At 66.2% G+C, this 25,810-nt stretch carries 23 protein-coding genes; 15 read left to right on the top strand and 8 right to left on the bottom strand.

From position 1 onward, the window contains the following. The first annotated feature begins 218 nt into the window (after positions 1–218). The 3 genes from cobO (at position 219) to ACQPXH_RS10710 (ending at position 3,061) form a co-directional block, all read left to right on the top strand. Positions 219–833, top strand: a complete 615-nt coding sequence (gene cobO, locus ACQPXH_RS10700; protein WP_433602146.1) for a cob(I)yrinic acid a,c-diamide adenosyltransferase — start codon at positions 219–221, stop codon at positions 831–833. 226 nt (positions 834–1,059) lie between these two features. Further along, positions 1,060–2,568 carry a cobyrinate a,c-diamide synthase gene (locus ACQPXH_RS10705; RefSeq protein ID WP_433602147.1) on the top strand — a complete coding sequence of 503 codons (1,509 nt, stop codon included), beginning with the start codon at positions 1,060–1,062 and terminating at the stop codon, positions 2,566–2,568. Positions 2,569–2,596: 28 nt separating this feature from the next. Further along, on the top strand, positions 2,597–3,061 hold the full coding sequence (locus ACQPXH_RS10710; protein ID WP_433603410.1) for a cobalamin biosynthesis protein: 465 nt from the start codon (positions 2,597–2,599) through the stop codon (positions 3,059–3,061). Between the two features lie 6 nt (positions 3,062–3,067). Here ACQPXH_RS10710 and ACQPXH_RS10715 read toward each other — a convergent pair whose 3' ends face one another. Then, entirely contained in the window at positions 3,068–3,244 is a 177-nt protein-coding gene (locus ACQPXH_RS10715) for a hypothetical protein (RefSeq protein ID WP_433602148.1), read from the bottom strand. A 138-nt stretch (positions 3,245–3,382) separates the two neighbouring features. On the opposite strand from ACQPXH_RS10715, the gene ACQPXH_RS10720 reads away from it, so the two are divergent. After that, on the top strand, positions 3,383–3,775 hold the full coding sequence (locus ACQPXH_RS10720; RefSeq protein WP_433603411.1) for a VOC family protein: 393 nt from the start codon (positions 3,383–3,385) through the stop codon (positions 3,773–3,775). Between the two features lie 39 nt (positions 3,776–3,814). Here the strand turns inward: ACQPXH_RS10720 and ACQPXH_RS10725 are convergent, their stop codons facing one another. Next, positions 3,815–4,945, bottom strand: coding sequence for a hypothetical protein (locus ACQPXH_RS10725; RefSeq protein ID WP_433602149.1), 1,131 nt, complete (start codon positions 4,943–4,945; stop codon positions 3,815–3,817). Positions 4,946–4,953: 8 nt separating this feature from the next. Further along, positions 4,954–6,084: a phosphotransferase family protein gene (locus ACQPXH_RS10730; RefSeq protein ID WP_433602150.1), complete on the bottom strand. Its 1,131-nt coding sequence runs from the start codon at positions 6,082–6,084 to the stop codon at positions 4,954–4,956. 260 nt (positions 6,085–6,344) lie between these two features. Here ACQPXH_RS10730 and ACQPXH_RS10735 point away from each other — a divergent pair, with 260 nt between their 5' ends. Beyond that, positions 6,345–7,706, top strand: a complete 1,362-nt coding sequence (locus ACQPXH_RS10735) for a DoxX family protein (protein WP_433602151.1) — start codon at positions 6,345–6,347, stop codon at positions 7,704–7,706. A 15-nt stretch (positions 7,707–7,721) separates the two neighbouring features. Here ACQPXH_RS10735 and ACQPXH_RS10740 read toward each other — a convergent pair whose 3' ends face one another. Further along, positions 7,722–8,174: a nucleoside deaminase gene (locus ACQPXH_RS10740; RefSeq protein ID WP_433602152.1), complete on the bottom strand. Its 453-nt coding sequence runs from the start codon at positions 8,172–8,174 to the stop codon at positions 7,722–7,724. Positions 8,175–8,385: 211 nt separating this feature from the next. Here ACQPXH_RS10740 and cobA point away from each other — a divergent pair, with 211 nt between their 5' ends. The 3 genes from cobA (at position 8,386) to ACQPXH_RS10755 (ending at position 12,808) form a co-directional block, all read left to right on the top strand. Next, positions 8,386–9,645, top strand: coding sequence for a uroporphyrinogen-III C-methyltransferase (cobA, locus tag ACQPXH_RS10745; RefSeq protein ID WP_433603412.1), 1,260 nt, complete (start codon positions 8,386–8,388; stop codon positions 9,643–9,645). Positions 9,646–9,773: 128 nt separating this feature from the next. Next, positions 9,774–11,324, top strand: a complete 1,551-nt coding sequence (locus tag ACQPXH_RS10750; RefSeq protein ID WP_433602153.1) for an MFS transporter — start codon at positions 9,774–9,776, stop codon at positions 11,322–11,324. 2 nt (positions 11,325–11,326) lie between these two features. Beyond that, on the top strand, positions 11,327–12,808 hold the full coding sequence (locus ACQPXH_RS10755) for an MFS transporter (protein WP_433602154.1): 1,482 nt from the start codon (positions 11,327–11,329) through the stop codon (positions 12,806–12,808). Positions 12,809–12,825: 17 nt separating this feature from the next. Here ACQPXH_RS10755 and ACQPXH_RS10760 read toward each other — a convergent pair whose 3' ends face one another. Next, positions 12,826–13,239 carry a PPOX class F420-dependent oxidoreductase gene (locus ACQPXH_RS10760; RefSeq protein ID WP_433602155.1) on the bottom strand — a complete coding sequence of 138 codons (414 nt, stop codon included), beginning with the start codon at positions 13,237–13,239 and terminating at the stop codon, positions 12,826–12,828. A gap of 609 nt (positions 13,240–13,848) precedes the next feature. On the opposite strand from ACQPXH_RS10760, the gene ACQPXH_RS10765 reads away from it, so the two are divergent. The 3 genes from ACQPXH_RS10765 (at position 13,849) to ACQPXH_RS10775 (ending at position 16,956) form a co-directional block, all read left to right on the top strand. Next, the gene (locus ACQPXH_RS10765) at positions 13,849–14,208 is read left to right on the top strand and encodes a zinc ribbon domain-containing protein (protein WP_433602156.1); all 360 of its coding nucleotides are present in this window, start codon (positions 13,849–13,851) and stop codon (positions 14,206–14,208) included. Beyond that, positions 14,139–15,629, top strand: a complete 1,491-nt coding sequence (locus tag ACQPXH_RS10770) for a CoA-acylating methylmalonate-semialdehyde dehydrogenase (protein ID WP_433602157.1) — start codon at positions 14,139–14,141, stop codon at positions 15,627–15,629. The genes ACQPXH_RS10765 and ACQPXH_RS10770 overlap by 70 nt, the downstream gene beginning before the upstream one ends. Positions 15,630–16,086: 457 nt before the next feature. Continuing rightward, positions 16,087–16,956, top strand: coding sequence for a hypothetical protein (locus tag ACQPXH_RS10775; RefSeq protein ID WP_433602158.1), 870 nt, complete (start codon positions 16,087–16,089; stop codon positions 16,954–16,956). Between the two features lie 945 nt (positions 16,957–17,901). Here the strand turns inward: ACQPXH_RS10775 and yaaA are convergent. Further along, entirely contained in the window at positions 17,902–18,648 is a 747-nt protein-coding gene (yaaA, locus tag ACQPXH_RS10780; protein WP_433602159.1) for a peroxide stress protein YaaA, read from the bottom strand. A gap of 134 nt (positions 18,649–18,782) precedes the next feature. Here yaaA and ACQPXH_RS10785 point away from each other — a divergent pair, with 134 nt between their 5' ends. Together ACQPXH_RS10785 and ACQPXH_RS10790 are read left to right on the top strand one after the other, a co-directional pair. Beyond that, positions 18,783–20,537: a proline--tRNA ligase gene (locus ACQPXH_RS10785; protein WP_433602160.1), complete on the top strand. Its 1,755-nt coding sequence runs from the start codon at positions 18,783–18,785 to the stop codon at positions 20,535–20,537. Between the two features lie 160 nt (positions 20,538–20,697). Further along, positions 20,698–22,449: an acyl-CoA dehydrogenase family protein gene (locus ACQPXH_RS10790; protein ID WP_433602161.1), complete on the top strand. Its 1,752-nt coding sequence runs from the start codon at positions 20,698–20,700 to the stop codon at positions 22,447–22,449. Between the two features lie 179 nt (positions 22,450–22,628). On the opposite strand, the gene ACQPXH_RS10795 is transcribed toward ACQPXH_RS10790, so the two are convergent. Next, on the bottom strand, positions 22,629–23,063 hold the full coding sequence (locus tag ACQPXH_RS10795) for a ferritin-like domain-containing protein (RefSeq protein WP_433602162.1): 435 nt from the start codon (positions 23,061–23,063) through the stop codon (positions 22,629–22,631). 73 nt (positions 23,064–23,136) lie between these two features. Continuing rightward, positions 23,137–23,766 (bottom strand): hypothetical protein, encoded by a 630-nt coding sequence (locus tag ACQPXH_RS10800; protein WP_433602163.1) that lies wholly within the window; start codon positions 23,764–23,766, stop codon positions 23,137–23,139. Positions 23,767–24,041: 275 nt separating this feature from the next. On the opposite strand from ACQPXH_RS10800, the gene rimP reads away from it, so the two are divergent. Together rimP and nusA are read left to right on the top strand one after the other, a co-directional pair. Beyond that, positions 24,042–24,755 (top strand): ribosome maturation factor RimP, encoded by a 714-nt coding sequence (gene rimP / locus ACQPXH_RS10805; RefSeq protein ID WP_433602164.1) that lies wholly within the window; start codon positions 24,042–24,044, stop codon positions 24,753–24,755. Then, the gene (gene nusA / locus ACQPXH_RS10810) at positions 24,752–25,783 is read left to right on the top strand and encodes a transcription termination factor NusA (RefSeq protein WP_433602165.1); all 1,032 of its coding nucleotides are present in this window, start codon (positions 24,752–24,754) and stop codon (positions 25,781–25,783) included. The genes rimP and nusA overlap by 4 nt, the downstream gene beginning before the upstream one ends. The last annotated feature ends 27 nt before the right edge of the window (positions 25,784–25,810 follow it).

Here is a 25,810-nt window from a genome sequence, read left to right on the forward strand (position 1 = left end):
ATCGCCATCTCGATCCGTCTTGCGTCATCACGGCGCGGAGAAGACTGGCCGGCGAACCTGTGCGGGGGACTCTCCACGCCGTCAGTCGTCGATCGGCTCGGAATCACCGCCGGTCGGGATGCTCGCGCGCGAGCGCCTCGGGGGCCATTACTTTTCGCGAGTTCGGCCGCCGTGCGGTCGGAGGGAAGTCCTGATCGATGGGCTATCAAGGAGTTTCGATGCCTAAGGGTGTGCCGGAGACGGTTCCGGATGACGGGCTGACGACGCGGCAGCGGCGGAATCTGCCGGTGCTCGCGGTGCATACGGGGTCGGGGAAGGGGAAGTCGACGGCCGCGTTCGGGATGGCGTTGCGGGCGTGGAATCAGGGATTCGATATCGCGGTATTCCAGTTCGTCAAGAGTGCCAAGTGGAAGGTGGGGGAGGAGGCGGCATTTCGCACCCTCGGCCGCCTGCACGAGGAGACCGGTGTCGGTGGGCCGGTCGAATGGCACAAGATGGGCGAGGGGTGGTCGTGGACCCGCAAGCAGGGCACCGATGAGGACCATGCCGCCGCCGCACTGGCCGGGTGGCGCGAGATCGCGCGCAGGCTGCAGGCCGAGCAGCACCGCTTCTACGTCCTCGACGAATTCACCTACCCCCTCAAATGGGGATGGGTCGATATCGACGAGGTCATCGAAACCCTCCGCAACCGCCCAGGTAACCAACATGTAGTCATCACCGGCCGAGATGCCCCCGAACCCCTCGTGACTGCCGCCGACCTCGTAACCGAAATGACCAAACTCAAACACCCCATGGACGTAGGCCGCAAAGGCCAGCGCGGCCTCGAATGGTGACGCCGCTCGAGAATGCATTGGTGGCGGGCGGCACTCGACGTTTGCCTGCACCAGTGCATAGTGATCACTCGACCTTCGCGCGGGGCGGTACGCCGGATTCGTGTGCGGGAGTGCTATGTGATCACTCGATTTGTTGGCGTGCGGGCTGGTACCGGGCATCGCATAATTGGCACCCTGTGCCGGGTGTGGGCGCGCACAAGGGGGTCCGAGAAAGTGTGCGGCGGCCGTGAGCGCGGGGCAGGTTCCGGCGGTGGTGATCGCCGCGCCCGCTTCGGGCAGCGGGAAGACGACGTTGGCGACCGGTTTGATCGGCGCACTGCGGCGGGCCGGGCATCGGGTGGCACCGTTCAAGGTGGGGCCGGACTATATCGATCCGGGGTATCACGGCTTGGCGGCTGGGCGGCCCGGTCGCAATCTCGATCCGGTGCTGGTGGGCACCGAACGTGTGGTTCCGCTGTACCGGCACGGTGCGCACGGGTGCGATCTGGCGGTGGTCGAGGGCGTAATGGGCCTGTTCGACGGCCGCATCGACGAGAACCACGCCGCACCGATCGCCGAGGGGTCCACCGCACAGGTCGCCGGATTACTAGGCGCCCCAGTGATTTTGGTCGTCGATGCCCGCGGCCACAGTCAGAGTCTCGCCGCCCTCCTGCACGGCTTCGCCACCTTCGACTCCGCCATCAGCTTGGGCGGCGTCATCCTGAACCGCGTCGGCAGCGAGCGTCACGACCAGGTACTGCGCGCCGCCTGTGACCGAGTCGGCCTCCCGGTCCTCGGATCACTACCGCGCATGGCCGAACTCGAGGTCCCCTCCCGCCACCTCGGCCTTATCCCCGCTGTCGAACACGGCCGAGCCGCCACCGCCGCCGTCGAAGCAATGACCGACCTGGTTGCCGCCCACATCGACCTCCCCACCATCGCCCGCCTCGCCCGCTCGACCGTCACCGCCCCCGCCTGGGATCCGGTAACCGCGATTCGCGAATCCGAAGACTCGATCACCGCGGGTGGCAACAACACTGCCATCGCAGCTCCTGCGGGGGTCGCCGAGAAGGCGCGTGCAGCCGCGGAATGCGCGAATCGTGCGACGCCGACGTTCACCGGGGCCGGGCTCGATCCCGTGATCGCGATGGCTGGCGGACCTGCCTTCACGTTCGGGTATGCGGAGCACCGGGAGTTGTTGGAGGCCGCAGGGGCACGGGTTGTGGTCTTCGACCCGATGCGGGATGTACTTCCCACGGGGACAGCAGGTTTGGTGTTACCCGGTGGGTTTCCCGAGGAGCACGCGGCAGAATTGGCAGCCAATGATCGGCTGTTGACACAGGTCGCCGAGCAGGCCAGGGCAGGCCTTCCGGTGCACGCCGAATGTGCCGGACTCCTGTATCTGTGCCGCTCGCTGGATGGGCACCCGATGGCAGGTGTGGTCGATGCGACAGCCGAATTCGGCCCCCGCCTGACCCTCGGCTATCGAGATGCCGTGGCACTGGCCGATTCCGCCCTATGGCGCGCGGGAGAACGGGTGCGCGGCCACGAATTCCACCGCACCCGTCTGGTCAGCACCGGCGCCGATACTCCCGCCTGGGGCTGGCACACCGCAGGCGACCGGATCCGCGAGGGCGCTCTCATCCACCGTCTCCACGCCTCCTACCTGCACACCCATCCCGCCGGAAACCCTGGAGCCACAAGCCGTTTCGTCGCGGCAGCCGCCGACTACGCCCGCACCCGTGCCGCCGTCTGACACGCCCGAGTTGCGCACCGCCGCGCCGATGATTCGGCCTAACTCGTTTGCGGCACAGCTTGATCCGGCCCTGGATCCACACGATCCGGTGGCAGCGCTGTGCGATGCGACGGCAGCGCCGGCAGGAGCGCCTGAACTGGTTGTTGGTCTCGGGTTCCGGTCGGGCACATCGACCGGACGGATTCTCAATGCGCTGCGAGAAGTGCTGGGCGACAAGCTTATTGCCTGTCTCGCGACGATCGATCGACGCGCCGAGGAATTACGTGCTGCCGCCGACTGCTTGGGCGTCTCGGTCCGCACCTTCACCGCGGCCGAGCTCGCCGAGGTCGACGTACCGAATCCCTCGGCACGCACCGATGACGCACTCGGCACCGCCAGCGTCGCCGAGGCGGCCGCGCTACTGGCCGCCGACGGTCCGCTCGTCATTCCCAAGCGGACCGTCGACGGAATAGTGATCGCGGCCGCGCTCACCCCGAAATCGCCACTGACATAACGAGTGTCAGGACACCTTTCCCAATTCGATCGGCAGGGACGACGGGCCGACGGTGAAGAACGACGGCGAATAGGGAATGTCGTCCGGATCGATGGTGAGCCGCAGATCCGGCAGCCGCCGGTAGAGCGAGGCGAGGCGAGTCGGCTCTCCGATCGGGCGAGCGGTGCGCCGATGCCGTAGCACGGTCCGTGTCCGAAGCCGAGATGTCCGGTCTGTTCGCGGGTGAGATCGAACTGTGGTCGCGAATGCCACCTCCGGTCAGTCGCGGGAAGCCCATCGATTCGGCATCGATCCCTTGGACCAACGTGGTTTAGTGGGGTGATGGATATCCGAGGCATCGACAATGTGCTTGTTCCGGTCGGTGACCTGGATGCCGCGGTGTCGTTCTACGGTGGCGTACTGGGTTTGGCGGTGAAGTTCACGCTGCCGGAGCAGGGGATTGCGGTATTCGACATCGGCGGTGAGGTGGCCGGGGTGATGGCTCGGGTGGATCCTCGGGCGGGTGCGGCCGGATTGTCCGGAATGCGGCTGTGGCTGGAGGTGCCGGACGTGTTGGCGGCAGCGGCCGAACTCGGAGGGTTCGGCGTACCGGTGGTCAGTGCGCCGTTCGAGGTCGGGACCGGCTGGAGCGTAGAGGTTTCCGATCCGTGGGGAAATGTGATCGGGTTGACCGACTACCGCAAACGTCCCGAGTTGGCACGGCCGACGAGCTGAATCCGGTGGGCACGCACGAGCACGTGCCCACCGAAAACCCTACGGCGCGACCGAAACCCAGTCGGCGAACCCGGTCGGATCGTGCCGCCCGAGACTTCCGTGTTCGAACAGGCCCCACCCCTCGGAATCCCCGCAGCGCGCGTGCGCAACATGATCAATGACCCCGAACGGGATGCGCCCCGCGATGGCCGGATCAGTGAGGTCGTAACTGCTGCTCGAGGACCAGTCGCGACCCATCCATCGACCGTGCAACCAGTCCGGATCTCCACCGTATCCGCAGCCGATGTGCAGGGGGATATTGGTGACGGTCCGGACTTCGACCTCGAGCGGCTTACCGTCGGGGGTGGTCATCTCTATCCGTGCGCCGATGGGATGCCTGGTACCGGAACGGTATTCGATGCGGTAGCGCGGCCATCCCAGCTGCTCGGTGCGACCGTCCGGGAAGATGCGGACGGCGTCGTTGAGGGTGCGCTTGCCATCCGGTTCCTCCTGCAGGATCAGCACGATGGCGAAATCGTCGAAGCGCAGCGGCACGTACATCCACCAGAATCCGGCGGACGGTTCGGTGGCGGCCCGGCCCGGCGGCTCGGGTTCGCCGACCGGGCGAATGCCCCAGGAGCGGTCCCTGGTGCCCATCCAGACGGCCGGGTCGACGGTGAGATCGGTGCCGTCGACATGCAGCGTTCCCTCCCACGAGCCGACCTGTGCGAACCGGGTGGCCTGGATGATCGGGCGGTTGCCGTTGAGGATCAGATGCGGTTGTTCCTCGACGGTCGGGAAGGATCCGTGCCAGGTGAGGTCGAAGCCGAGGTCATCGTGTTCGCAGCTCACCCGGATCCGCTGCAGCGGTTCCCGCACCTCGATGCGGTAGCCGCCGACGCGCAGGTCGACGCCGCGATCGCCGAGCGCGTCGGAGAAACGGACCGTGCGCTGGACGTCGCCACGTCGGACGCACGCGTACGCATCGATCACCCCGAGGTTCGGATACACCCCGCCGCCGGTGACGAAGAAGGTGCCGCCGTCGCGGTCGTGACCGTTGAAATAGCTTCTGTCGTAGAAGTTCCGGTCGCTGCTCGCGACTCGGGACATGGACAGGTGGGTCTGGTGGATGGGGTATTCGTCGAGGGGCGAGGGAGCGGAGCCCGCGGAGCGACCATCGGATACAGCCATGATTTCCTCTAATCCCATTCGTAGGTTCCGTCGAGCAGCGCCTCCAGGCTTGCTCGGTGCATCACGTAGTCGTCGCGATCAGGGGTGTCGGTGTCCTCGCCGAAGTGGATCATCCGGCGCTTGACCCTGGCCATCACGATCGCGTGCCGCAGCGCGGCGTACACGATGTAGAAGTCGAGATCCCGAACCGTATATCCGGTGGTCTCCTCGTATTTCGCGACGACATCGGCGCGCCGCAGGAAGTCCGGCAGTCCGGGCTGATCGAAGCGGGTGGCAAGGTCCTGGAAGAAGCGGTGAATGAAGATGACCCACGCGATATCCAGTTCGCGCGGGCCGAGTCCGGCCATCTCCCAATCGAGTACACCGACCGGGGAGAAGCCGTCGTACAGAATGTTGCCCGGTCGCGAATCGCCCCAACTCAGCACGTCCGGACCTGGATCGGCGGGCCAGTGCGCGTCGAGCCAGTCGAAGGTTCGCTCGATCAGGGGAATCGGGTAGCCGTCGTCGGCCAATGCCCAGCGGTACCAGTTGCGGTGCCATTCGACATGTCGGCGCAGCGCCTGGCCAGGACCGTCCAGCATCGGGAATCGCGTTGCCGGATCGGGGATTTCGTGCACCTTCGCAATGACCTCGACGGTCTTGGCGGTCAATTCCGCCCGCTCCTCGGGACTGGCGTCGAAGAGCCAGCCGATGAACACATAGGGCGGATTGTCCGACGGCACCCGCCCATCGACGCGCCGCATCACGAAAAACTTTGTGCCGAGCGGCTTCTCGTCGGTCTCCAGCCAGCACAGCTCGGGGACCGGCACGGCCGAGGCGGCCGCGACCCCGGCCATGATCTGATATTGCAGCTCCAGGTCGTAGTTCTCGAAGACCGGGAACGAGTCGGCCTCCGGTGTCATCCTGGCCACGAACGAACCACCGTCCGCGCGCCCGTCCACACTCCATTCGGCATCGAACAGCACCGTCGGACTCGACATCCCCGCACCTTGCGGCCGCGACAGCGCCGAAATCTTGGGCGGGTGATCCGCGTGGACCTTGCCGTCCAGCCACCGGGACAGGTCCTCGGCGAGGGTGTCGAGGTCCCGCGCGCTGACGGTCAACTGCCTTCGCACGGTGGGATCGGGATCGTCGGCCATTCTTGTCCTCCTGACGCATGCGCCTGCGGGAACTGTAACGCGTTCTAGTCGGTGCTCGCCGCAGAAATTCGAAGAAATCGAGCGACCTCACTGGGTGATATTCGGTATCGACAATCCACTGCACCAGGTGGGCGTCATACTTCCGGCGGGGTCGCGTACGCCGATGTATGGGGGTTCGAATCGGGGTTTTCCTGGAAGCGGCGGGGGCTTCGTCGCCGATACCGTCGGCTGACGTGGAGTCGCGAGAGGGAGGGTTCGGTGTGAGCGCGGTCGGTACAGAGGTTCTCGATCGGGAAGAAGGCGTCATACCGCCCGAGCCGCCCGTGCGGTGGAATCCGTTGGCCAGGATCGCTTTCCGGTTCTCCTTCAGCTATCTCGGGCTGTTCTGCCTGCTGTTCACCCAGATTCCGTTCGCCTTCGCCGGGCTGCTCGCCGGATCGCTGTCCGAGGATGCGGTGCTCTGGGAATTTCGCGCCTTGCGCCCGATCGTCGAGCCGGCCGGACGGCTGTTCTTCGATACCGATGTCGTGCTGCGGGAGGATTCGGGCAGCGGCGACCAATACTTCATCTGGACATTCGTCTGCTGTGTGCTGATCGCCGCCGCGGTGGCGACCATCGTCTGGACCGCGCTGGACCGGCGCAGGCCGAACTATCGGCAGCTACAGGCCTGGTTCCTGCTCTTCATCCGGATGTGCCTCGGCGGTCAGATGCTGCTCTACGGGTTCGCCAAGGCGATTCCGACGCAGATGCCGGAGCCGACGCTGGCGAAACTGCTGCAACCCTACGGTGAGTTCAGCCCCGCCTCGGTGTTGTGGAACCAGGTCGGGAGTTCACCCACCTACGAGATCCTGCTCGGCTGTGCCGAAGTGCTGGGCGGACTGCTGCTCTTCCTGCCGAGGACCGCGACGCTGGGCGCAATGCTGAGCCTGGTGAGCTTGGCGCAGGTGTTCGTGCTCAATATGACCTTCGACGTCCCGGTCAAGATCCTGGCCTTCCACCTCATGCTGCTGAGCATGGTGCTGCTCGCACCGCAGGCGCGGCGGTTGGCGAATGTACTGGTGCTGAACCGATCGGCCGAACCCGCCACCCAGCCGGATCCGTTCCGCGGCAACCGAACTCGCCGGATCGCGATAGCGCTGCAAGTCGCCCTTGGCCTGTGGATGGCGGCGGGTTTCGTGCACACCAGCCTGAAGTTATGGAACGAAAGCGGCGGTGGCAGCCCGAAGCCGCCGCTGTACGGGATCTGGGCGGTATCGGAATTCACCGAGGACGGTGTGCCGGTCCCGCCGCTGACCACCGGCGAGACACGTTGGCAGCGAGTCGTTTTCGACGTAGCCGGTATGACCTACCAGAAGATGGACGGCACCCTGGTGCCCGCCGTCCCCTCCGTCGATACCGCCGCCCACACGATCTCGGTGACCGCCCCGCCGGAGCAGCCGGACGCGCAACCCGCCCAGATCGCCGACTTCACCTTCGAACAGCCCGCGCCCGATCGTCTGAAGCTCGACGGGCAGCTGAACGGTCGGTCGGTGACCATCATCTTGCAGCAGGTCGATCTGAACAGCTTCCCGCTGCGCGGCCGTGGGTTCAACTGGGTGCAGGACTATCCGTACTTCCGCTGAAATCGTTGTCCGACATCAATCCTCAGCTACCCCGATGTCTTCGTGCCAGAGCAGCGGTTGGTCGACGATGAATTCGGTCATCAGGTCGATGCAGCGCTGATCCTCGAGCACGGTCACCGCGACGCCGTGCTCGGCCAGCCAGTCATGCCCGCCGTAGAAGGTCTGTGCTTCCCCGATGATCACCGCACCGATTCCGAACTGGCGCACCAACCCGCTGCAGTACCAGCACGGTGACAGGGTGGTCACCATGATGGTCGAGCCGTAGTCGCGGCGGCGACCGGCATTGCGGAAGGCGTCGGTTTCGGCATGCATGCTGGGATCGCCGGACTGTACCCGCCGGTTGTGCCCGCGTCCGAGCAGGGTGCCGTCGGCGGCGAACAGGGCCGCGCCGATCGGAATCCCGCCTTCGGCCCGGCCGCGCAGTGCCTCCTGGTATGCGACCTCGAGCAGTTGCTGTGCCTGTGTCATAGCTCCAACCCGCACCCGGGATCCTCCTGTGCGACACCGCCCGTCGCGAGCCACCCGATCAGCGCTGCCGATACCGCCGCCCGACCCCAGCGATTCATGCGCAGAAGTATAGGGAGGCAGCCGCGGTGGGTGATTGCCGGGTACGCGCACGCAGGACGTAGTCTCGAACATTGTGCCGAACACGTCAGTACCTACCGATGACCAGCCGGAAATCAACCCGGCCGACCGTCCCGCGAGTGATCCGAACTACCTGGTCGGGCTCGATCTCGATGGGCGGCGCGTCGTCGTAGTCGGCGGCGGGACGGTGGCGCAGCGCAGGCTCGGCCTATTGATCGCTTCCGGGGCGGACGTGCACGTCATCAGTCGCGAAGCCACCCCGGCTGTGGAGGGGATGGCTACGTCGGGGCAACTCACGCTGACATTGCGCGCCTACGCCGAGGGCGATCTGGACGGTGCCTGGTATGCGATCGCATGCACCGACGAACCCGAGACCAATGCGGCGGTCGTCGAGGAGGCCACGCGGAGACGGATCTTCTGTGTGCGCGCCGACGTCGCGCGGCTGGGCACCGCGGTAACTCCGGCGACGGCTCGGCACGACGGTCTCACCCTCGGCGTGCTCGCCGGTGGGCAGCACCGGCGGTCCGCCGCGGTGCGCAATGCGCTGCTCGAGGCGCTGCAATCGGGTGTGGTGACCGATGATTCGACGCCGATCACCCCGGGTGTCGCGCTGGTCGGCGGCGGTCCCGGCGATCCGGATCTGATCACGGTGCGCGGCCGCCGCCTGCTGGCCCGCGCGAATCTCGTTGTCGCCGACCGGCTCGCACCGCCGGAGCTGCTCGCCGAACTCGGCCCGGACGTCGAGGTGATCGACGCGGCCAAGATTCCATACGGGCGGGCGATGGCGCAGGAGGCGATCAATTCCGCGCTGATCGAAGGCGCCAAGGCGGGCAAGTTCGTGGTGCGGCTCAAGGGCGGCGACCCGTATGTGTTCGGGCGCGGGTACGAGGAACTCGAGGCCTGCGTCGAGGAAGGCATTCCGGTGACCGTGGTCCCCGGCATCACCAGTCCCATCTCCGTCCCCGCCGCCGCGGGCATTCCGGTGACCCATCGCGGCGTCACCCATGAATTCGTGGTGGTCAGCGGCCACGTCGCACCCGACCATCCGGATTCCCTCGTCGACTGGCCCGCGCTGGCCCGCCTGCGCGGCACCATCGTGCTCATGATGGCGGTCGAGCGCATCGAACAATTCGCCACCGCTCTCATCGAGGGCGGCCGACCGGCTGACACCCCGGCCACGGTCATCCAGGAGGGCACCCTGCGCACCCAGCGCGTGCTGCGCGCGGACCTCGGCACTGTCGCCGCTCGCGTTCGTGAAGAAGCCATCCGACCGCCCGCGATCGTTGTGATCGGCCCCACAGCGGGCTTCTCCACCGAATCCGCCGCACCGCGAGCCGAGTCCTCCGCCGGGTGATGCCGCACAACCGCTGGACTCCCGCAACTGGAAGGTCTCACAACCGCCCAGTGACTTTCGCTATGACTGGATGAATCGCACCCGCGGGAGCGGAGACCCGGGTTCCGGATCAATTACAGTGGCTCACCGTGCTCGATAACCCCCCTGCGAAGACGCAGTACCCGGTGACGCAGCGGGCCTTCGGGCTCGCCATTCTCGTGCTGAGCGGGCTGCAGCTGATGGTTGTGCTCGACGGCACCGTGGTCATCTTCGCGCTGCCCCGACTGCAGGAGGAGATGGGCATGTCCAGCGCGGGCGGCGCGTGGACGGTGACCTCCTACGGTCTGACCTTCGCGGGGCTGATGCTGCTCGGCGGGCGACTCGGGGACGCGTTCGGTCGCAAACGCATGCTGATCCTGGGCGTCGGGATGTTCACCATCGCCTCGCTGCTGTGCGGGCTGGCGCAGGGCCAGGCCATGTTGATCGCGGCCCGAGCTGTGCAGGGCGCGGGCGCGGCGATTGCGGCGCCGACGGCATTCGCTCTGGTGGCAACCACTTTCGCGCCGGGAAAGGCGCGTAACCAGGCCATTGCGATCGTCGGATCGATGGTCGGTATCGGCTCGGTCGGCGGTCTGGTGGTCGGTGGTGCGCTGACCCAGCTGTCCTGGCGGTGGATCTTCCTGATCAATGTGCCCATCGGTGTATTGATCATTCTCGGTGCGCTGTCCCAGCTCGCGGATACCGAACACCACCGATCGCCACTGGATATGCGTGGCGCGGTGCTCGGCACCGTGGCCTGCGCGTCGATCGTGTTCGGTGCGACCGAGGGGCCCGAGTTGGGTTGGGGGAGTCCGGCCGTTATCGGCGCGCTGGTGGCGGGTGCGGTGCTCCTTATCGTCTTCGTGTTCGTCGAGCGCACCGTCGATGGTCCGCTGCTGCCGTGGTCGCTGTTCGACAGCCGCGATCGGATCACCACCTTCATGCTGATCTTCCTGGCCGGCGGCGTACTCGGTGCGATGACCTTCTTCGTGGCGCAATTCCTGCAGAATGTGCTCGGCTACGAACCGCTGGTCGCGGGTATCGCTTCGATCCCGTTCACGATCGGCATCGGCATCGGCGGCGCGGTAGCCTCCAAGGCGGCGCTGTTCGTCGCACCGCGCTGGTTGGTGTGCGGCGCGGCATTCGTCCTGGCCGCCGGACTGCTGGTCGGCTCGCAGCTCGACGGCGGCGTGAATTACCTGACCACCCTGCTGCCGCTGTTGATAGTGATCGGCTTCGGTGTCGGCGTGGCAATGGTGCTCGCGCCGCTGTGCGTCCTCGTCGGAGTGCCTGCGTCCGATATCGGTCCGCTGGCCGCGGTGGGGCAGATGTTCATGAACCTGGCGACGCCGGTGTTCATCGGTCTGCTCACTCCCATCGCGGCATCGCGCACCATGTCGATGGGCGGGCGCACCGGTAAGGCCGCCGATATGAACGAGGCCGAGATCTTCGCGCTCGGCAGCGGATACACGCTGGTGCTCGCGGTCTGCTCGCTGGTCGCGGTGCTGGCCGGCTTCATCGCGCTGACATTGCGCTATACGCCCAGACAACTGGCCGAGGCACAGCACGCCCAAGAGGAATCGCAGCGAACCGGCTCCATGCCCGTGATACCACGGACGGGACCACTGCCCATCATCCGTCGCTCTGACTACAGTGGCTGACTGTGCCAGACAATCCCGCCACGACCCCGTATCCGGTGACGCAGCGGGCCTTGGGCCTGGCGATCCTGGTGCTGAGCGGGCTGCAATTGATGGTCGTCCTCGACGGCACAGTGGTGATTCTCGCCCTGCCCCGACTACAGGACGAACTGGGTCTATCGAGCTCCGGTAGCGCCTGGATGGTCACCGCCTACGGTCTGCCGTTCGCGGGTCTGATGTTGCTCGGCGGCCGGATCGGCGACTCCTTCGGCCGCAAACGCATGTTCATCGTCGGCGTCGCACTGTTCACGCTGGCCTCGCTGCTGTGCGGACTCGCGCAGAACGAGGGCATGCTGATCGCGGCTCGCGCGATCCAGGGCACCGGCGCCGCGCTCGCGGCGCCGACCGCACTCGCCCTGGTCGCGACCACTTTCGCGCCCGGCCGGGTGCGCAATCAAGCGATCGCGATATTCGGTTCCATGATGGCCGTCGGCTCGGTCGGCGGACTGGTGATCGGCGGCGCGCTCACGGAGGTGAGCTGGCGCTGGATCTTCCTGATCAATGTACCGATCGGTGCGTTGATCCTCACGGGCGCGGTGCTGCGGCTGCGTGACACCACCCACCACCGACTACCCCTGGACGTGCGCGGGGCCGTACTCGGCACCCTCGCCTGCGCGTCCCTGGTATTCGGCGCGACCGAAGCGCCCGCATTCGGCTGGGACAGTCCGGTCATCATCGGTTCGATTGTCGCCGGTCTGGTGTTGTTGGTCGTCTTCGTGCTCGCCGAACGGTGGGTGGACAACCCGCTGCTGCCCTGGTCGCTGTTCGACAAACGCGATCGGGTCGCCACCTTCGGCGCCATCTTCCTGGCCAGCGGAGTGCTGGCCGCGACAACCTATTTCGCGGGATTGTTCGTGCAGAATGTCGTCGGCTACAGCCCGCTGGTCGCCGGGGTCGCGTTCATCCCGTTCACCATCGGCGCTGGTATGGGTACCGCCACGGCTTCGCAACTGGCGATGACGGTCGCGCCGCGCTGGCTGTTGAGCGGTGCCGCGGCGATTCTCGTTGTCGGACTGCTGTTCGGCTCGACGCTCGAACGAAGCGTGCGGTACTGGCCGACCCTGGTGGGACTGTTCATCATGATCGGATTCGGCATCGGTATGTCCGTGGTGATCGTCCCGCTGTGCGTGTTGGTCGGTGTCGCGCCGAAGAATATCGGCCCGCTTACCGCGGTCGGCCAGATGTTCATGAACCTCGGCACACCGGTCGCGATCGGCCTGCTCGCGCCGGTCGCCGCATCCCGCACGGTGGCGCTGGGCGGGCGAACCGGTAAGCCCGCCGGCATGACGCCCGCGGAGCTGGATGCGCTCGGAAGTGGTTACACGCTAGTGCTTTTCGTCACCGCGTTCGGCGCACTGCTGGTGGGGCTGGTGGCACTGACATTGCGCTACACGGCGGCCGAGGTCGGCCAGGCGCAGCACGCAAGGGAGGAGGCCGGGCAGAGCTGAGCCGCCCGGCCGCGAACTCACAGGCGACCGGCGACCTTGTGCGGGGTCACCCGCACGATTACGCGGGGTCCGTCATTGACGGAGGCGGGGTTGAATTCGACGTACGGCAGCCCGGTGTAGTGGTGCGACAGCTTGTCCGGCAGCGTCTTGTCGGGATCTGGGGTGATCGTGGCGGTGCCGCGAATCTCCGCGTACGCGTACGGATTATCCGGCGGATTGATCATCACCGTGATCCGCGGATCACGGGCGAGATTCTTGCCCTGCTGCCGATCCACCGTCGTGGAGAACAGCAGATCGTCGCCATCACGCTCGAGCCAGATAACGGTCAAATGAGGTTGTCCGTTCGGTCCGATCGTCGCTGCGGTAGCGAAGACCTTCGACTCGTCCAGGTACTTCTTCAACTCTTCGGAGAGCGCGGCTGTACTGGTCATGCGCGGATAAAACATCCGTCTGCTCGAGAACATTCCCGATCCGATCGAAATCGCTTGTCGGTCCAGGACTTCGAGCGAGCGGTCAGCTTACGAATGAGCGTGACTATTCGTTCCGCCGCAAAGGAGCCCGAGGGCGTAGCCTGTCCCAGGTTTCCTTGCGAATCAGCAGAGCATGACTGTCGGTGGCTGATGCGACGATCGCGTGGTGACCAATCGGGCGGTGATTCAGGCTTATCGATTCGCGGTGGATCCAACGGCCGGACAGGAATTGATGCTGTGGGCATATTGTGTGGCGCAGCGGTTCCAGCTGCGAGCTGCTTCAGTGCCATCTGCCGATCTTGAAGATCGTCAAGTTAGTGTGCTGTGGTGAGCTTGTTGTGCAGGTCGAGCTGCTCCCAGATGCGGCGACCGCGTCCGCGCTGCGGTAGACGTTGAAGCTGTGCAACCGGGTCGCCACCAGGTTTCCCGTGTTGTGTTCGATGCTGGCATCATCGGCAAGCGAGTACGGCTACGTGAGCCCCAGCGGGTCACGCTGCACTTCTGGAGTTTCATGCAGCGCGGCGCGTATATCGCCGACAAGGCCAAGCGTGCCGGATCCCCGTCGAACACGTGGACCCCCGCCACACGTCACAACAGTGTTCGGGATGTGACCACATCTCGAAGCGCAACCGCCTGAACCAAGCTACCTTCATATGCACGTCGTGTGGTTTCGCTGAACACGCTGATGTGAACGCAGCCCGTAACATCGCCGCACGCGCTGTTCCGGGCTGGGCAGTGAGTCACGCTGCCGACGACGCGGCCGAGTTTACGTCAGCCAGGCGCGGGCGAGAGCTGCAAGCTCGGCCTGAGGACCGAGAAGGTGACTTCCTCGGAGAGCACTCGAATCGAATCGAGGAGATATGCAGACAATCGCGCACTGGCTCGATGGCAAACCCTTCGCGGGCACGAGCTCGGCGACCGCGCCGGTGACGAATCCGGCGACCGGGGTGGTGACCGGGCAGGTAGCGCTGGCCGGTGTCGAGGATGCCAGGGCGGTGATCGCATCGGCGAAGGCGGCGTTCCCGGAATGGCGCGACACCTCGCTGGCGCGGCGCACACAGATCCTGTTCCGGTTCCGCGAACTGCTCAACGAGCGTAAGGAAGAACTCGCCAAGCTGATCACCGCCGAACACGGCAAGGTGCACGCCGATGCGCTCGGCGAAGTGAACCGCGGTCTCGAAGTGGTCGAATTCGCCTGTGGTGTACCGCATTTGATCAAGGGTGGCTTCACCGAGAACGCCTCGACGAAGGTGGACATCTTTTCGATCCGCCAGCCGCTGGGCCCGGTCGCGGTGATATCACCGTTCAACTTTCCGGCGATGGTGCCGATGTGGTTCTTCCCGCTCGCGATCGCCGCCGGGAATACCGTGGTGCTCAAGCCGAGCGAGAAGGATCCGTCATCATCGCTGTGGCTGGCCGAGCTGTGGCACGAAGCCGGTTTGCCCGCCGGGGTTTTCAATGTGTTGCAGGGCGATAAGGTCGCGGTCGACGAACTGCTCGACAACCCGCGTATCAAGGCCGTCTCGTTCGTCGGCTCCACACCCGTCGCGAAGTACGTTTACCAGCACGGCACCGCCGCCGGTAAGCGCGTGCAGGCGCTCGGTGGTGCGAAGAACCACATGGTGGTGCTGCCAGATGCCGACCTGGATCTGGCCGCCGACGCCGCGGTGAATGCCGGATTCGGTTCCGCCGGAGAGCGCTGCATGGCGATCAGTGTGGTGCTGGCGGTCGGTGCGGTCGGCGACGAACTGGTCGCCAAGATCGCCGAGCGCGCGAAGACCATCAAGACCGGTGACGGCACCCGCGATACCGATATGGGTCCGCTGGTGACCCGCGAGCATCGCGATCGCGTCGCCGCCTATATCGATGCGGGCGAATCCGCCGGTGCCAGTGTCGTTCTCGACGGTCGCGGCGTCGAAGCCGATGGTGAAGCGGATGGATTCTGGCTCGGCCCGACGATTCTCGATCATGTGGGCACCGAGATGAGCGTCTATACCGACGAAATCTTCGGCCCGGTCCTGTCGGTCGTGCGCGTCGACGGCTACGACGAGGCGCTGGCACTGGTCAACGACAATCCCTATGGCAACGGGACCGCCATCTTCACAAATGACGGTGGTGCGGCCCGGCGCTTCCACAATGAGGTGGAGGTCGGCATGGTCGGCATCAATGTGCCGATCCCGGTTCCGATGGCCTACTACAGCTTCGGCGGCTGGAAGAATTCGCTGTTCGGCGATTCGCATGCACACGGCATCGAGGGCGTGCATTTCTTCACCCGCGGTAAGGCCGTCACGACGCGTTGGCTCGATCCGAGCCACGGCGGTCTCGAACTCGGATTCCCGCAGAACAAGTAGCTACCCAGGAGGATTCTACCCAGGAGAATTCTACGCAGGAGAATTCGACGGCCCTCCCGAATCGATCGGCACCCGAACTCGCCCGGCAGGCCGCCGACCGTGCCTACGAGCTCTACCGCCGCCTCGTGGCGCCGCACGAGTAGATCGGCGCGGCGGTCGGTCATGAGCGGTGGCTCGGATGGTCTGTGTGGCATGGAGTTGGGTGGCATGGAGTTGGGTGGCATGGAGTTGGGTGGCATGGAGTTGGGTGGCATGGAGTTGAGTGGCATGGAGTTATGCACAGGGCGCGAGTTGTCCACAATCCGTGGATTGGGGCTTTCGGCTGGATGGGGTTGGTCGAGAACATCGGGGAGTGGACGTACCTCGAACGATTTCTCGGCGAACTGCGCTGGAAGCTGGATTCACCGGACGTGAGCTGAGCAGGCGACCTTGGCAGCGGGTGTGTCGGGGGCAGTACGTGAGCGCGGTCGATATCGGCGAAATGAGTGCTGCACAACGGCATCTGGTGCTAACCGGTGCTGTCGCCGCCGGCTCCAGCTCAGCTGCCGTCGTCAGTCATGTCTCTGCGGCTGTCGTGCACGGCCTGCCGGTGTGGTCGATTCCGTTGGCGCGGGCTCATTTGACCCGCAATCGAAGAACCGGGGCGCGCACGGGTGGGCGGGTCATGATGCACGCCGCGTCCATCGAGTCGGACGAGGTGGTGCAGATCGGCGATCTGCGGGTCACGACGGTGGCGCGCACGATCGTCGACCTCGCCAGAACCGTGCCTTTCGAACAAGCTGTCGTCGTGGGTGATGCCGCACTGCGCCTCGGGCGCACCAGCCGTGCCGAACTGGCAGAACAACTGGTGCGGGCGAACGGCTGGCCGGGCTGCCCGGCCGCGCGCCGAGTCGTCGACTTCCTCGACGGTCGCGCTGAGAGTCCCGGCGAATCGCGCAGTCGAGTCGTTCTGCGCACCGCCGGACTGCCCGTACCGGAGCTGCAGCCGACCGTCCTTGACATCGACGGCGGATTCGTGGCTCGGGTCGACTTCTTGTTCCCGACGCTGGGCGTCATCGGCGAATTCGATGGAATGGTCAAGTACCGCAGCAACTTCCGGCACGGCTCACCCGAATCCACCGTGATCGCCGAAAAGCTCCGCGAGGACGCCCTGCGTGCCCTCGGCTGGGCCGTCGTCCGCTGGACCTGGCCCGACCTGGACACCCCCGACCATTTGCTGACCCGCCTGACCCGAGCCGCCGCCTTCGCCCACCGCACTCCTAGATCCGGCACCTGGCACCCCGCCGACCACGAGTGCCCCGTCCCAACTCACCGGCGTCCGAAGTGAATTGCTCGCACAGAGCCAGCGCATGCCGCACAAGTCACGCGACCTCTGTGCGACATGCACTGGTCATGTGCCAGCCGTTGTAGGCGATGCCGTTGAGCCATGCCGCACCGTTTGATGCGGGCGCCCGGCGCTCCCTCTGAGCGAGTGAAGTGCTCGCACAGAGCCAATGCGCGCCGCACACCAGTTGCGACTTCTGTGCGGCGTGCACCGGTCATGTGCAGCCGCACGTCGGTTGCAGGTGATGCCGTCGACGCGGCCGTAGCGTCTATGCGCGATCCATGGCTAGCGGACCCTCACCCTTCGCCCGGCGGGCGTAGGTAAGCGAGTGAGTGCTCGCACAGCGCTAGTGTGCGTCGCACATATGTCGCGACCTCTGTGCGGCGTGCACTGGTCGTGTGCGGCCGCACGTCGGTTGCAGGTGATGCCGTCGACGCGGCCGTAGCGTCTATGCGCGATCCATGGCTAGCGGACCCTCACCCTTCGCCCGGCGGGCGTAGGTAAGCGAGTGAGTGCTCGCACAGAGCTAGTGTGCGTCGCACATATGTTGCGACTTCTGTGCGGTGTGCACTGGTCGTGTGCGGCCGCACGTCGGTTGCAGGTGATGCCGTCGACGCGGCCGCAGCGTCTACGCGCGCGATCCATAGCTAGCGGACCCTCACCCTTCGCCCGGCGGGCGTAGGTAAGCGAGTGAGTGCTCGCACAGAGCTAGTGTGCGTCGCACATATGTTGCGACTTCTGTGCGGCGTGCACCGGTCATGTGCAGCCGCACGTCGGTTGCAGGTGATGCCGTCGACGCGGCCGCAGCGTCTATGCGCGCGATCCATAGCTAGCGGACCTCGTCCTTGCGCGCCCGGTGAGCGAGTGAAGTGCTCGCACAGAGCTCGTGTGCGCCGCACGCGAGTTGCGATCTCTGTGAGAGGTGCACTGGTCATGTGCAGCGGTACCTCAGCTGGTGATGATGAGGAGTTCGGTGGGGGAGGCTATTTCGGCGCGGAGGCCGGATTTGGTGGCGATGCGGGCTACGGCGCGGACGCCGGTGGGGTCGGCGCGGGTGAGGACGAGGGCGCGGGCGAGTAAGCCCTTGTGGTGTTTGTTGAAGTGGCTCACCACGGTTCGTGAGCCGTCCGGATGTTCGGTGAGGACATTGGCGGTGATGGCGTCTGGGATGCGGCCGAGCTGCTGGTAGGTGCCCGAGCGCAGGTCGATGACGAGCTCACCCGCGGCCTCGGCGACCAGCGCGTCGGGCAGGACATCACGCCAGATGGCCGAAAGCGTCGGGAGGCCGGGAAGTTTGGCGCCGCCGGACAGTCGGTAGGAGGGGATGAGGTCATCGGCGCGGACGGCGCCGAACAGGGCGGAGCCGATGCCGAGGCGGGCATAGGCCTTGGCGCGTTGAACCTTGGTGAAGGAGCGGGCATCGAGGGCGTCGTAGAGCACGCCGGTGTAGCGCTCCAGTGCGGGCCGGGTGGCTGACGTACGAAGCGTCGCATTGCGCGCGATCTCGGTATCAGCCCCTTTGCCGAGGCCGAGCACCGCGCGCGAAGCGTCCGGGTCGGCGGCCAGCTTGACGACCTCGTCGATGAGCCGGGCGCGCACCGCCGTGAGCTGCGGCATCGCCAGCGACTCCAGCTCCAGCGGCACATCGGTTCCGCCGTCGGACTTGGTTTCGGAAGGGGGCAGCAGCACCAGCACGAGCGGATAGGGTACCGGCGTGACCGGTCAGGGCTCGGAGGCGGTAGCTTGCGTAACCACGGAGAGCCCCGCTCATGCCGAAATGGGCCGATGCGTTGCGGACATCGTCGGGCCAGCGACTACCCTGTCGTTCCGTGATCACCCGCCTCTCCCACCTGTTCCTGCGTACCCTGCGCGACGATCCCGCCGACGCCGAGGTGCCCAGTCACAAACTCCTCGTCCGCGCCGGATATGTGCGGCGCATCGCCCCGGGTGTGTACTCGTGGCTGCCGCTGGGCCTGCGGGTGCTGCGGCGGGTCGAGCAGGTCGTGCGGGAGGAGATGAACGCCATCGGCGCACAGGAGATCTCGCTGCCCGCGCTGCTGCCGCGCGAACCGTACGAGACCACCAACCGGTGGACCGAATACGGCGACGGACTGTTCCGGCTGCAGGACCGCAAGGGTGCGGACTATCTGCTGGGGCCTACGCACGAGGAGCTGTTCGCGCTCACGGTGAAGGGTGAATACAGCTCGTACAAGGATCTGCCGGTCACGCTCTACCAGATCCAGACCAAATATCGCGACGAGGAGCGGCCTCGCGCGGGCATTCTGCGCGGCCGCGAATTCATCATGAAGGACTCCTATTCCTTCGATCTCGACGAGGATGGCCTGAAGGCGAGCTACAACGCGCATCGGGAGGCCTACCAGCGCATTTTCAATCGGCTCATGGTCAAGTACGTCATCGTCGCGGCCACCTCGGGCGCGATGGGCGGCAGCGCGTCGGAGGAATTCCTCGCGGACAGCCCGGTCGGCGAGGACACCTACGTGGTGTGCCGCGAGTCCGGCTACGCCGCGAATGTGGAAGCGGTGGTCACGCCCGCTGCCGAACCGCAACCCATCGAGGGCCTGCCCGCGGCCGTCGTACACGACACCCCGAACACCCCGACCATCGCTACGCTGGTGGATTGGGCGAACGGTGCGGGTTTCTCCGCGCAACCGGTCACCGCGGCCGACACCCTGAAGAACATCATGGTCAAGCTGCGCCATCCGGATGGGAAGACCGAACTGCTCGGCATCGGCATTCCGGGCGATCGTGAGGTCGACGACAAGCGCCTCGGCGCCGCGGTCGAACCCGCCGAGGTGGAACTGCTCACCGAGGCCGATTTCGCCGCCAACCCGTTCCTGGTCAAGGGCTACATCGGCCCGAAGGCATTGCAGGCCAACGGTGTTCGCTACCTCGTCGACCCGCGCATCGGCACCGGAACCAGCTGGATCACCGGCGCCGACGAGCCGGGCAAGCACGTCGTCGGCTTGGTCGCGGGCCGCGATTTCACCCCTGACGGCACCATCGAGGCCGCCGAGGTGCGTGACGGCGATCCCTCGCCCGACGGGCGCGGCGTCCTGGTATCCGCGCGCGGGATCGAGATCGGCCACATCTTCCAGCTCGGCAACAAGTACACCGACGCGTTCGAGGTCGATGTGCTCGGCGAGAACGGCAAGCCGGTGCGGCTCACCATGGGCTCCTACGGTGTCGGCGTCTCCCGCATGGTCGCGGTGATCGCCGAACAGCAGCACGACGAGAAGGGGCTGCGCTGGCCGCGCGAGGTCGCGCCGTTCGACGTGCACGTGGTGATCGCGAACAAGGACGACTCCTCGCGCGAGGGCGGCGAACAGGTTGCGGCGCTGTTGGATACGGCCGGACTCGACGTCGTCCTGGACGACCGCAAGGCCTCGCCCGGTGTGAAGTTCAAGGATTCGGAGCTGATCGGCGTTCCGCTGGTCGTGGTCGTCGGCCGCGGCTGGGCCGAGGGCAAGGTCGAGATCCGCGACCGCTTCACCGGCGAATCCACCGAGGTCCCGGCCGATTCGGTGGTCGAATCGGTACTCGCGCAGGTCCGCGGCGAGCGGTAGGTCTGCCTTCGACAATCGGTAGGGAAGCCCGGTCGACCGAGCTCGGTCGACCGGGCTTCTCGCATTCGTCCGCACCTACGGTTCCGTAGGCACGATTCGTGGCGCGCGGTAATCCCGGACCCGCTTCTTACTGCTGTTACCCGCTGGTAAGTTTAGCGGGATGACGAGCATCGATGCCTTGTTGTTCAACCCCACCAGCTATGACCCGAAGCAGTTCGACGCCGAGACGCGGCGGCTGCTCGAGGCCACCATCGAGTGGTTCGAGTCGCGGGGCAAGCGGCAGCTGCTTGCCGATGACGCGGACGCGGTGTGGGTGTCGGACTTCCTCGAGTTCGTCAAGAAGGAGCGCCTGTTCGCGACCTTCCTGACCCCGGCCGCCTACGCCGACGGTGACGCGAACCGGCGGTGGGACGGTGCGCGCAATGCGGTGCTGTCGGAGATTTTCGGCTTCTACGGTCTCGCGTACTGGTACGCCGAGCAGGTCACCATCCTCGGTCTCGGCCCGATCTGGCAGAGCGATAACGAGGACGCCAAGAAGCGCGCGGCCGCCGATCTCGCCGACGGCCAGGTGATGGCATTCGGTCTGTCCGAGCGCGATCACGGTGCCGACATCTACAACACCGACCTGATCCTGACGCCGACCGACCCGGGCAGTCCCGATGCCGAGGCCGGCATCCTGTTCCGCGCCAATGGCGTCAAGTACTACATCGGCAATGGCAATGTCGCATCGATGGTGTCGGTGTTCTCCCGCCGCGCCGATATCGAGGGCGCGGACGGCTATGTGTGGTTCGCCGCGGACAGCCGCCACGACAACTACGAGCTCATCGACAACGTCATCCACGGTCAGCTGTATGTCAGCACCTTCGCGCTGCACGACTACCCGGTGACCGCCGCCGACATCCTGTCCACCGGTCCCGAGGCCTTCTCGGCCGCGCTCAACACCGTCAATGTCGGCAAGTTCAACCTGTGCCACGGCAGCATCGGCATGGTCGAGCACTCGTTCTACGAGGCCATCACGCACTCCAACAACCGCATCCTCTACGGCCGGGCCGTCACCGAATTCCCGCATGTGCGAACGAATTTCGTGGATGCGTACGTGCGCATCGTCGCGATGAAGCTGTTCAGCGACCGTGCCGTCGACTATTTCCGCAGCGCCGGCCTGGAGGACCGCCGCTACCTGTTGTTCAACCCGATGACCAAGTCCAAGGTGACCTCCGAGGGCGAGACCGTCATGACGCTGCTGCTGGATGTGCTCGCCGCCAAGGGGTTCGAAAAGAACACCTACTTCGCGCAGGTCGCCCGCTATATCGGCACGTTGCCCCGGCTCGAGGGCACGGTGCACGTCAATGTCGGCCAGATCCTGAAGTTCATGCCGAACTACCTGTTCAACCCGAAGGACTACCCGGAGATCGGCACCCGTGTCGATGCCGCCGACGACGAGTTCTTCTTCCGGCAGGGCCCGGCTCGTGGCGCCGGCAAGGTGCAGTTCGCCGACTGGACCCCGGTGTACGAAAAGCACGCCGATCTGCCGAATGTCGCGCGCTTCTACGAGCAGGCCCAGGCCCTGCGCACCCTGCTGACCACGGCAGCACCCGATGCCGATCAGCAGAAGGACCTCGACTTCATGCTGACCATCGGCCACCTGTTCTCCCTGGTGGTCTACGGCCAGCTGATCCTGGAGCAGGCCGCTCTCACCGGCTTGGACCGCGACATCATCGAGCAGATCTTCGACTTCCAGATCCGCGACTTCAACGGCCACGCCACCACCCTCTACGGCAAGCCCTCCGCCACCCCCGACCAGCAGGCCTGGGCCGCATCCGCCCTGCGCCCGCCGGTCACCGACCGTCCCCGCTTCGACCGCGTCTGGGCCGAAGTCGCCGCCTACGACGGCACCTACGAAATGCACCCGTAGTCACTCGCACCCGCCGCGCACGAATTCGCTGACGAATCCGTGTGCGACGCGAAATCCGCGCTGCGGGTGTCGAGGTCCGCGGCGGTGGTCGCCGTCGTCGGACCGCAGGCCCCGAGCTGTTCGTAGTCCAGGTCTGGCAGTGGGTGTCGCGTTCGAGAACTTCGGCACGGAGCGCGCAGTCAGGCTTTGCCGGGGAAGGCGACTGTCGGCGGGTTGGCGCCGAGGATGGCTTGCCAGGCGGCCAGGCGCAGCGCGCATTCGGTGAGGGCGTCGACACCCGTCCGGCGGATGGATTCGGAGCTGCCGTTCTCGACGACCGCGCGCCAGGCTACGGCGGTATCGGTTTCCACCGTGACGGCCGAATTCGCCGCCGGAATCGGATCGTTCACCGGGAACGGCGTGGTGTAGGCGGCGTCCGGCGGCGGCACCGCGACTCCGGCCGCCTTCAACGCATCGATGGTGGTGTCGCGGCGGGCACGGTGGGCTGCGGTGTCCTGCGCGACCAAGCGGACTCGCTCGGGGGAGGCGTAGGCCGCGATCACGCCGTAGGCGTACACCGCCGCGTATTCGGCGCGCAACGCGTCGAGCAGGGCTTGGCGTTCGGCTTCGGTCATATGCGCATCCCTGTCCGGATCAGTTGAGTGGTGCGCATGGCGTGGCGTGCGAGGTAGGTCGAGGCGGCACGACTCATGCCAGCAACACCCCCGCCTGCGCCGCACACGACGCGCTGATCGAGGCCAATAGCCCTGCCCGATAACCGGATTGGGTGCGGGCGAGATCACCCGCGGACTGCTGCGACTTGGCCAGCCGAGTGCGCAACTCGTCGATGCTCGGCGGTGTGGTGGGTGATCCGGATCCGCCGCCCGATGCCGCGGGGGAAGTACCGGAAGGGGGCGGGGAGACTTCGCGGGTACGGTGCGTCGGAGTGGTGCCGTCACCGTAAACGCCGATCACACGGTTGATTTCGGCACGCAGCGCATCCGCGTGTGCGGTGCGTTCGTCCGCGATCGCGGTCAATGCGGCATGCCGCTGCGGCGTCGCAGCGATCGCCGCCGTCGCGGCCGCTGCGTCGGCGCGCGCCAGGTTCTCTTGTGCGGCAAGTGGATCGGGCTGATACACCGTCTTATCCGCACATCCGGCCACCGCGCCGACGGCTAGCACGCCCACGGTCGTGCCGCCGGCCAGCCGCAACGCGGTGCGGCGGTCGACGATGCCGATGCGCCCGACACCGGCGCTGCTGTGCTGGGCTTGATGCCGGTCGACGGGGATGCCGGAAATGCACCCGGCGCGCGGCGGGGCGGGGAGGCGGATTGGCACGGCACCATCGTGCCAGATTCGCGCGGTACGGCCGACCGAGCGTCGACCGTGCGGTCGGTGCGAGGCCCGGCGCGCGGCATTGCAACCGCGTGGCCAGGAAACTTGCTCGAGGCCGCTGGTCCATTACACTCTCGAGGCGCGTTACGCTAGATCTCCGGTAGAGAAATTTTTCCGTAGCGACTGCTTGCAGGTCGCTCGAAAGGGCCAGCTAGCTACTGCTTGCAGGTCGCTCGAAAAGATCAGCCGTCTGACAACTGAACCAGGAGCCGCCCCACATGCCCATGCCGACCGAGGAAAGGGTGAGCCAGCTCGTTGCTGGGCTCGTCGAGCGCCGAGGATTCGACCTCGAGGGGGTCGAGATCTCGACGGCGGGCAAGCATGTGGATGCCCAGGCTCGGGTGCAGGTCATCGTCGACAGCGATACCGCTTCCGATCTCGATGCCATTGCCGGACTCAGTGCGGAACTCTCCGAGGCCCTCGACAATGCGGGCGATTTCGGCGAGACGCCCTATCTGCTCGAGGTGACCAGCCCCGGCATCGACCGCCCGCTCACCGCCGACCGCCACTGGCGCCGCGCCCAAGGACGCAAGGTACGGATCAAGCTACGCACCGGCGCGGCGTCGCCGGATCCGAAGTCATCGGACAAGTTCGAGGCCAGGGTCGGTGTTCTCACCGATGACACGGTGGCGCTGGTGCTCGGCGGGAAGAACAAGCCACACCGAGTGACGATTCCGCTGGCCGACATCGCCGAGGCCGTCGTCCAGGTGGAATTCAACCCGCCCGGCGCGCGGGAACTGGAACTCGCGGGCGGAGTCGCGCCCGGCCGTCCGCGGCCGGGGCAAGAGGAAGCGGTGGACCCCACCGCCGATGTCCGAGGAACAACCGATGTACCGAATGAACCGACAGGATCTGTAGCCGCCGGCGACCGCTTGCAGGTCGCTCGAAACAACACAGCGTCCGATTCGCCGACCGAAGGGATCGTGGAATGAACATCGAAATCGAAGCCCTGCGCGCGATTGTCGCCGATAAAGGGATCTCGATCGAGACCGTGATCTCCGCGATCGAGTCGGCACTGCTCACGGCCTACCGCCACACCGAGGGCCACCAGCTCAACGCGCGCATCGATATCAACCAGAAGACCGGCGTGGTCCGGGTGATGGCGCGCGAACTCGACGCCGACGGCAATGTGATCTCCGAATGGGACGACACACCAGAGGGTTTCGGTCGGATCGCGGCGACCACCGCGCGCCAGGTGGTGCTGCAGCGGCTGCGCGATGCCGAGAACGAGAAGTCCTTCGGCGAATTCTCGACCCATGAGGGCGACATCGTCGGCGGCGTGGTGCAGCGCGATGCCCGCGCCAATGCCCGCGGCACCGTCGTGGTGCGGATCGGCAGCGAACTGCACGGCACCGAGGGACTGATCCCGCCGGCCGAGCAGGTGCCCGGCGAGAGCTATGAGCACGGCGACCGGATCAAGTGCTACGTCGTCGGTGTCTCCCGCGGCCCGCGCGGCCCGCAGATCACCCTTTCGCGCACCCATCCGAACCTGGTGCGCCGACTGTTCGCGCTCGAGGTGCCCGAGATCGCCGACGGTTCGGTGGAGATCGTCGCGGTCGCCCGCGAGGCCGGACACCGCTCCAAGATCGCGGTGCGCACCACCGTGCCCGGCGTCAATGCCAAGGGCGCGTGCATCGGTCCGATGGGTCAGCGTGTGCGCAACGTGATGAGCGAACTGGCGGGGGAGAAGATCGACATCATCGACTACGCCGATGATCCGGCGACCTTCGTCGGGAATGCGCTGTCGCCGTCGAAAGTTGTCTCGGTCACGATCGTCGACCCCGAGGCCCGCGCCGCCCGCGTGGTCGTCCCCGACTTCCAGCTCTCGCTCGCCATCGGCAAGGAAGGGCAGAACGCCAGGTTGGCGGCCCGTCTGACCGGTTGGCGGATCGATATCCGCAGCGACGCCACCCCGGATGCGGGCAGCGGCAGTGTGCGGACGGAGGCGCATCGGAGTTGATCGATTCCCGCGAATCGAGCCCGCCGG

The sequence above is a fragment of the Nocardia sp. CA-135953 genome (assembly GCF_050955735.1).
Lineage (GTDB): Bacteria > Actinomycetota > Actinomycetes > Mycobacteriales > Mycobacteriaceae > Nocardia.

Excerpts from the sequence above, each read along its gene's own strand:
- cobO (WP_433602146.1), top strand. The coding sequence starts at position 219 with ATGCCTAAGGGTGTGCCGGAGACGGTTCCGGATGACGGGCTGACGACG.
- ACQPXH_RS10710 (WP_433603410.1), top strand. The coding sequence starts at position 2,597 with ATGATTCGGCCTAACTCGTTTGCGGCACAGCTTGATCCGGCCCTGGAT.
- ACQPXH_RS10720 (WP_433603411.1), top strand. The coding sequence starts at position 3,383 with ATGGATATCCGAGGCATCGACAATGTGCTTGTTCCGGTCGGTGACCTG.
- ACQPXH_RS10725 (WP_433602149.1), bottom strand. The coding sequence starts at position 4,945 with ATGGCTGTATCCGATGGTCGCTCCGCGGGCTCCGCTCCCTCGCCCCTC.
- ACQPXH_RS10730 (WP_433602150.1), bottom strand. The coding sequence starts at position 6,084 with ATGGCCGACGATCCCGATCCCACCGTGCGAAGGCAGTTGACCGTCAGC.
- ACQPXH_RS10740 (WP_433602152.1), bottom strand. The coding sequence starts at position 8,174 with ATGACACAGGCACAGCAACTGCTCGAGGTCGCATACCAGGAGGCACTG.
- ACQPXH_RS10760 (WP_433602155.1), bottom strand. The coding sequence starts at position 13,239 with ATGACCAGTACAGCCGCGCTCTCCGAAGAGTTGAAGAAGTACCTGGAC.
- ACQPXH_RS10770 (WP_433602157.1), top strand. The coding sequence starts at position 14,139 with ATGCAGACAATCGCGCACTGGCTCGATGGCAAACCCTTCGCGGGCACG.
- ACQPXH_RS10790 (WP_433602161.1), top strand. The coding sequence starts at position 20,698 with ATGACGAGCATCGATGCCTTGTTGTTCAACCCCACCAGCTATGACCCG.
- ACQPXH_RS10795 (WP_433602162.1), bottom strand. The coding sequence starts at position 23,063 with ATGACCGAAGCCGAACGCCAAGCCCTGCTCGACGCGTTGCGCGCCGAA.
- rimP (WP_433602164.1), top strand. The coding sequence starts at position 24,042 with ATGCCCATGCCGACCGAGGAAAGGGTGAGCCAGCTCGTTGCTGGGCTC.
- nusA (WP_433602165.1), top strand. The coding sequence starts at position 24,752 with ATGAACATCGAAATCGAAGCCCTGCGCGCGATTGTCGCCGATAAAGGG.